Consider the following 6,445-nt stretch of genomic DNA (forward strand, 5'->3'; position numbering starts at 1 on the left):
ACCTACAATACATGATTCTATGTAATCTCGTGTATTGAAATTTTTAGTGTACCTTAATTGTCAATTTCAATTAAGGTACACTAAAATTAATTATATAGAGGAGGAAACTTTAATTGTCTAACTTACAAAGTGGTTTTACATATGGTATCAGTGTTTTTATTGGTTTAATTCTTTTCAATACTATTCTTGACCCACTAATTTCAAATAAAATATTTAATTATTTATCTCTATTTGTTTTTCTTTTTCTGTTTATTTTAGTTATACACGCTGTAGCACAAAAAATTGCGAAGAAAAAATGAATCTAATTTAATAGCATTCTAGATACACTATTCTAAGCATTTTCATGTATTTAAAAATATAAAAAAGACCTTTATTAAGACCTTTATTAAGACTTTAATTAAGGTTTTTTTCGTGTTACAATAATTATACAAATAAAAAAGTGAGGTGCTTCGTATGTTGAAAATGTTAGATGTAAAAACAAAATCGATCACAGAAGCTAAAAAAGACTTTTCAAAAATTATAAAAGACACGAGTAAAACAGGAGAACCAACCTTTATTTTTAACCATAATAAACCTGAAGCTGTTATTCTCAGTAATGCCGTGTATGAAAAATTAGTGAATGATTACAACGAAATGGAAAATAAACTATTTTATAGTCAATTAAATGATCGAGTAACAGCCGGACCAGGCGAACTTATTTCAGCTACTGAAGTGATCGAATCAAATCAAGAGCATAACCCATTTGCTGCTTTATCCGATAAGGATCTATTTGATTAATGGCAAAAGTGTTTTTTTGGAAAGAAGCAGAAAAAGACTATAAAAAATTAGACGGCATGTTAAAACAATGGGTAGATGCTGCTGGAGAACGGTTAAAGATCCGAGGATCTGAAATTGGGAAAGATCTTGGAAATACAACGTATTCGAAATTAGCCGGTTTTAAAGAATTAAAGAACCAAAAATTAGGCATTCGTCTCATCTTTAAACCAACAACAGACAATCGTATAGAAATTATTGAGATTGTAGCCATCGGCAAAAGATAAGAAGAAAAAGTATTTTTAACCGCTGAAAAAAGACGAAAAAAGCATCTCTGAAATTGCAACAAAAAAGCTTTTAAAGATCTAATTTTAAGAGAGGCAGCTACTAAAAATAAGCGGCTACCTCTCTTTTTCAATACATGATTTTATCTAATTTCATGTATTAAAAATAGGATTCATTTAATTGCTGATTTTATTTTATCTATTGTCATTCTTATAAAATAGGTTATCGAGATAGTGCCTCATTCCAGATAAAGCGATATCAAGTATTAGCAAAAGGACTTTCTAAATCAGCAGTAGCAATTGCTAACTTAATTGACAAGAATGATAAAAATATAAATAATGGATGGATAGATTTTTAAAAGGAGCTTTTAAATGGAATTCATTTTAATTTTTTTTGAAGAAATATTATCAGCTGTTTTAAAGATTAACAATAAAATAATTAAAAATTTTATTTTAATTATTTTATTGTTAGTAATTTCCGTATTTGTTTTTTTATGCTGTATATACTTATTGGGGCTATATTTTCGACAGTAAGTTGGATTATAAAGATAATCCTATTTGCTATATTTAGTCCCTGCATGTATGTAATATATATAATTATTTTAAATGGCTATAGCGAATGGAAAAATTAATACCTCTGATGTTTCAATTGCATAGGATACTAAAATTCCAACCACATAAATGGTTGGGATTTTTTCTTGAAAGATGAAGTGACAGTTATAACAGTTGATGAACAAAACAACGTAGAAAAATCAGCAAAATTATCAGGATTTGTTCCGCAGGAAAACGGGACCGGCTTCTTTTTTGGCTTATATTTTATTGCTGAAATGAGTCTACCCAAAATAGACAGTTCGCAGGCATTGATCTGATTAATTTTCTGCTGTCGATTGTGAGTGTCGACTAATTGGTTTAAGAAAAGTCCCCTGCCAAAAAGGCTAAGGGGATTTTTTTGTTTTGCATGAAAAAAATAGTCGGCTATTCCGACGTTTTTCGTGCCTGTTCACGTCGAACCTTTTCAGCCTAAAGGCGAAAAAAGGGGCAGAGTGGACAGACAGTTTTTAGCCTCGCAGAGACCACACTTTACGACGTAAAGTATAGTGGGTTATACTTTGCATGGAAGTCGTACCAAATCAAGACCAACAACAGGAGGTTCTTTTTATGTCTATGATAGTCGCTAGAATGCAAAAAATGAAAGCTCCTAATTTAATCGGAATTGGAAATCATAACCGACGAAGGATAGAAAATCACTCGAATAAAGATATTGATTTATCACGTTCTCATTTGAAATATGATTTAGTTGGTAGAGCTTATAATTATAAAACCGATATTGAAAAATATATTAACGAAAATAAAGCGAGTCCTCGAGCTATTCGGAAAGATGCTGTACTAGTAAGTGAATGGATTATTTCAAGTGATACTGCTTTTTTTAAAGATTTAGACGAAGACCAAACAGCGAGCTTTTTTCGTAGTGCTAGAGCTTATTTTGGGCAAAAATATGGGGATCAAAATATCCGATATGCTCAAGTACATATGGACGAGAACACTCCACATATGCACTTAGGAATTGTACCTTTTACAAAAGATAAACGCTTATCTGCTAAAACAGTCTTTGACCGTCAAGCTTTGCAAACCATTCAAGAAGATTTCCCGAAATATTTAAAAGAGGGCGGTTTTGATATTGAACGTGGGCAGGAACATTCGAATAAAAAACATTTAACAGTAGACGAATATAAAAAGCTTAAAGACCGTACTGAACTTAAAAATCTTAAAGAAATAGAACAAGAATTAAATGGGAAAAATCAAGTTTCCCAATCAGAATTAAAAAAATTAAAAAAAGAATACGGGGATTTAGAACAAGGATATGATGGTCTGGTTGCAAAAGTTATTAGTGCAGACAAAGAATTTAAAGTTAAAGAAAGTGACTTAACGCGATTTGGATATCGTGAAAATCATGAAATAGAAAAGAAGCCTGTCCTTCTTAAAAGAGGTTACTCAGTCGTTAAAACTAGCGATTTAGAACAGTTAGAAAAAGCTGCTAGTTTTTCTCTTTTAGCAACTAAAAAATATGATAAGGAAAATACTAGAAAAATAGTTTTAGAAAGACAATTAGAAAATGAAAAAGCTTTAACTAAAGACTTAAGCGAAAGGCTTAAACAAACGCATAAACAACTTAATTCAGTTCAAAAAAAGCTTGATTCATTTATAGAAAAATTTACGGATCAATGGAGCTTTGCAAAAGAATATGTTAAACAAGCTTTTGGTAAAAATTTAGATGGAGTGTATGCAGGGTTTCAAGAGAAACAACAAGAAAAACAGCAAAAAACTTCTAGGAAAGCAAGTAGAGATGACTTATCACGTTAAATAAGGGCTCAAAAATCGTTTCTAAGACGTTTTAAGTCTGTTTGCACATAAATACTAGTGAGTGATTATAAAACTGTTTAAACGTGCTTATTTGTCTTTTTATAAGTACTTGGGTATGTAGGGCTTGCCCTGCACGAACGAAGTGAGCTATATACTCATTTACATATTAGTTAAAACAAGCTTTTTAGCGTTTCTACTAAAAGTTCTCACATTACCCTCTCTCTTCATTGCAAATGGAGCGAAGCGACTTCTTTTGACCTTCTAAGATGCTTTTTAGCTTGCGAAGCAAGATTTCCTTTAACTGATCTGTCACTTGATTTTAAATTGTTATATGCGATAATAAAGATACAAAAAGATATTCACGATAAAGCCAAAGACCAGTGGGGGGCAACCCACTGGTCTTTTTTTTCGTATTTTTTTATACGGGCAGGTTAGCTGTCAGTTTTGTCCTTGGAATCTAGCCATTTAATTATGCCATGGGCAATGACATTAATCAGGACTCCAAGTAAGACGTCAAAAAGGATATTCACAATAAAGCCTCCTTTCTTGCTGAAGAGTTCAGCTTAAAAAGGTGACAGCTAAATAAGTATAGCAGTTACCACTATTTTTTAACCAATACTTTTTTTCGTGCGCGCCTGCGTATTTATTACTTTTTATTAAATTCATTAACTTTATTACCTTTAAGGTCGCTATAAACGCATATTTACCAAAGGTTTATAGACTTTATTGAAAGTTTTTTATCCCTCTATTGAAAGTTTTTTATCCCTCTATTGAAAGTTTTTTATCCCTCTATCGAAAGTTTTTTATCCTTCTTACTGTAAGTTGAAAATTAAAAACATATTTATATTGATTCGTTATGTAAGTTGCGTTAATATTAACTTACATAACGAATCAGGGGGGTGTTCCTATGGCCGGAAGACGAAATAAAAAGGAATTTCTTATTAGCAATGAAGATAGTATTAAAAAAAGCAATGAGCTATCAACCTCAAAACTTAATCAAGGTTTGACCTTGAACCAAATGCAGTTGCTGTCCTATGCGATTTATTCTACACAAAAAGATGGGTCGACAACTTTTATTAAGGCTGATTTCGAGAAGAAATTTGGCATTGAGAAATATCAAACTAAGCATGCAAAGGTTGACGCTCAAAGAATACTAAGCATTCAAGCAGGATTGGAAGATTTAGAGAAGGACTCATTCGAATACTGGAATGTTTTTAGGAAAATGAAATATGACAATGGCACCTTTACGTTTCTATGGGATCCAGAAATCACACCGCATATATTGGACTTGAAAGATAGGTATGTCCTGACTGACTTGACTGTCACTGCGAAATTCAAAAGTGGGTTTAGTTGGACTTTGTATGATTACTTGAGGGGGTCATACGGTTGTTGGTATAAGTCTTTTACAAAAGATACTATCATGGAAATTTTTGGTGTCGAGGAAAAGAAAAGTTATCGTGAAAATACTGGACTTCTGAAAAAATATGTTCTCGATGTCGCGATTGCTGAAATCAATAAATTTACCGAGTTAGAAGTGAAGTATGAAGAGATAAAAAAAGGTCGTTCAATTACTGGATTCAAATTGATTTGGAGTACTGGTAAAGGAATTTCAAAAGCTTCTCAGAAGCAAATTGATATATTATTTAGTATGGCAGATGTAGTTTTGAACGATATATTAATGTATGCAGAAATTAATGATAAAACGAATAGAGAAAGAGCTTTAGCTATCATCCGAGATTTTCAGTCAATGAGAGCTCGTTACTTAGACCAAGAAGTAGGCTTAACAGCTGATCATTGTAGCAAACTTACTAAAAAAGCAAATGACGACTTAGAAGCTTTAAATTTTCTACTCGAAACGGAAGGGAAAGAACCTCTTAATCCTAAAGTTCCGTTGTTTAATTGGCTTAAAAATTAATTATTTAAATAGGAGCGTATAAAATGAGTTACAAGTCACGAAAAAGAAAATCAGAGAATAGAAAAAAAATACACCTATTTTACAATTTAGTTAGACAATCAAAAGAATGGGCTGTTAGCCAGTATGGTGTAAAGATTGATATACCTATATTTTTAAATACTAAAAAAGAAGATTCTCTTTTAAAAAATAACCAATCTGGTTATATGCTTTCTTCGTCTGAAGATGTTCCCCAAAAAATAGTTATTTCTAAAGATTTTTTAGAAAAGAATAAACCAATAGATATTCAAGGAACCATTCAACATGAATTTTTGCATTACATCGGGTGGAAACTTGATAAAGATTTTGACGATGGAGATGAGTGGTTTGAAAATCAACTTGTAAGAAACTTACTTTACAGCAACTATAATATTTTTTTAAATTATGCTCTATTTAGTTAAGTTCAAGCTATTCTTTTAATCTATAAAATTTTATTCATAAAAAGTCAAAATTATAGTGGTATGTATAGGATATAAACCTGTCCAGTAATAGAAAGAAGGCATAATAAGGAGAGTTAACATGAGTAAAAAAACAATCAAAGAATTATCCGAAGAAATAGGTGTGAGTAAAACAGCAATTTCGAAAAAAGTAACAGAAACACAAAAGAAGAAATGGTTTGCGAAAATCGGAAACCAGTTTGTGATAAGCGAAGAAGGTCAAAAAGCTATTAAATCAATGTTTATTTCGGTTAAAAAAAACCAATCGCAAACTAATAAGCAAACTAATTTCCAGAATAACGATAACCAAGTTTACGACTCACATTTCTATCAAGAACAGCTTTTAGCTAAAGACAAGCAGATAGATATGCTTCAAAATCTATTAAAAGAACAACAAAATTTATTGGACCAGCAACAACGTCTTACCTTACAAACTAATAAGCAAATTGAAAAATTGCAGTTAGAATCAAGCAAAAAAGTAGAAGAAGATCTCAGCCAAACGGATCAATTTGTTTCTAACGCTGCAACTGAAAAGAAAACCGAACCAGAACCACTACAAGTAAAAAAAGGGTTCTTTAGTCGCCTATTTAGTAAAAAGGAATAGCCGATTGTGTCATATTTTAAAATGGAATCATGTATTGGAGAGTGACAAAAAAAAA

Annotated in this window: 8 protein-coding genes; all 8 read left to right on the plus strand. The window is 31.4% G+C overall.

Going from position 1 to position 6,445, the window contains the following annotated elements:
* Window positions 1-113: 113 nt before the first annotated feature.
* The 8 genes from BR50_RS12295 (at window position 114) to BR50_RS12325 (ending at window position 6,390) form a co-directional block, all read left to right on the plus strand.
* Window positions 114-299 carry a hypothetical protein gene (locus tag BR50_RS12295; RefSeq protein WP_034549305.1) on the plus strand — a complete coding sequence of 62 codons (186 nt, stop codon included), beginning with the start codon at window positions 114-116 and terminating at the stop codon, window positions 297-299.
* Between the two features lie 154 nt (window positions 300-453).
* On the plus strand, window positions 454-777 hold the full coding sequence (locus BR50_RS12300; protein ID WP_034549283.1) for a type II toxin-antitoxin system Phd/YefM family antitoxin: 324 nt from the start codon (window positions 454-456) through the stop codon (window positions 775-777).
* The gene (locus BR50_RS12305) at window positions 777-1,040 is read left to right on the plus strand and encodes a hypothetical protein (RefSeq protein WP_051905857.1); all 264 of its coding nucleotides are present in this window, start codon (window positions 777-779) and stop codon (window positions 1,038-1,040) included. The genes BR50_RS12300 and BR50_RS12305 overlap by 1 nt, the downstream gene beginning before the upstream one ends.
* 695 nt (window positions 1,041-1,735) lie before the next feature.
* Window positions 1,736-1,906 carry a hypothetical protein gene (locus BR50_RS12825; RefSeq protein WP_156097513.1) on the plus strand — a complete coding sequence of 57 codons (171 nt, stop codon included), beginning with the start codon at window positions 1,736-1,738 and terminating at the stop codon, window positions 1,904-1,906.
* A gap of 295 nt (window positions 1,907-2,201) precedes the next feature.
* Window positions 2,202-3,398, plus strand: a complete 1,197-nt coding sequence (gene mobV, locus BR50_RS12310) for a MobV family relaxase (RefSeq protein WP_282916234.1) — start codon at window positions 2,202-2,204, stop codon at window positions 3,396-3,398.
* A gap of 907 nt (window positions 3,399-4,305) precedes the next feature.
* The gene (locus BR50_RS12315) at window positions 4,306-5,313 is read left to right on the plus strand and encodes a replication initiation protein (RefSeq protein ID WP_034549291.1); all 1,008 of its coding nucleotides are present in this window, start codon (window positions 4,306-4,308) and stop codon (window positions 5,311-5,313) included.
* Between the two features lie 23 nt (window positions 5,314-5,336).
* Window positions 5,337-5,750: a SprT family zinc-dependent metalloprotease gene (locus tag BR50_RS12320; protein WP_034549294.1), complete on the plus strand. Its 414-nt coding sequence runs from the start codon at window positions 5,337-5,339 to the stop codon at window positions 5,748-5,750.
* A 118-nt stretch (window positions 5,751-5,868) separates the two neighbouring features.
* Window positions 5,869-6,390 carry a hypothetical protein gene (locus BR50_RS12325; protein WP_081884529.1) on the plus strand — a complete coding sequence of 174 codons (522 nt, stop codon included), beginning with the start codon at window positions 5,869-5,871 and terminating at the stop codon, window positions 6,388-6,390.
* Window positions 6,391-6,445 lie beyond the last annotated feature (55 nt).

This window comes from Carnobacterium alterfunditum DSM 5972 (assembly GCF_000744115.1).
In the GTDB taxonomy this organism is placed as follows: Bacteria; Bacillota; Bacilli; order Lactobacillales; family Carnobacteriaceae; genus Carnobacterium_B; species Carnobacterium_B alterfunditum.

Excerpts from the sequence above, each read along its gene's own strand:
- BR50_RS12325 (WP_081884529.1), top strand. The coding sequence starts at position 5,869 with ATGAGTAAAAAAACAATCAAAGAATTATCCGAAGAAATAGGTGTGAGT.
- BR50_RS12320 (WP_034549294.1), top strand. The coding sequence starts at position 5,337 with ATGAGTTACAAGTCACGAAAAAGAAAATCAGAGAATAGAAAAAAAATA.
- BR50_RS12315 (WP_034549291.1), top strand. The coding sequence starts at position 4,306 with ATGGCCGGAAGACGAAATAAAAAGGAATTTCTTATTAGCAATGAAGAT.
- BR50_RS12305 (WP_051905857.1), top strand. The coding sequence starts at position 777 with ATGGCAAAAGTGTTTTTTTGGAAAGAAGCAGAAAAAGACTATAAAAAA.
- BR50_RS12300 (WP_034549283.1), top strand. The coding sequence starts at position 454 with ATGTTGAAAATGTTAGATGTAAAAACAAAATCGATCACAGAAGCTAAA.
- mobV (WP_282916234.1), top strand. The coding sequence starts at position 2,202 with ATGATAGTCGCTAGAATGCAAAAAATGAAAGCTCCTAATTTAATCGGA.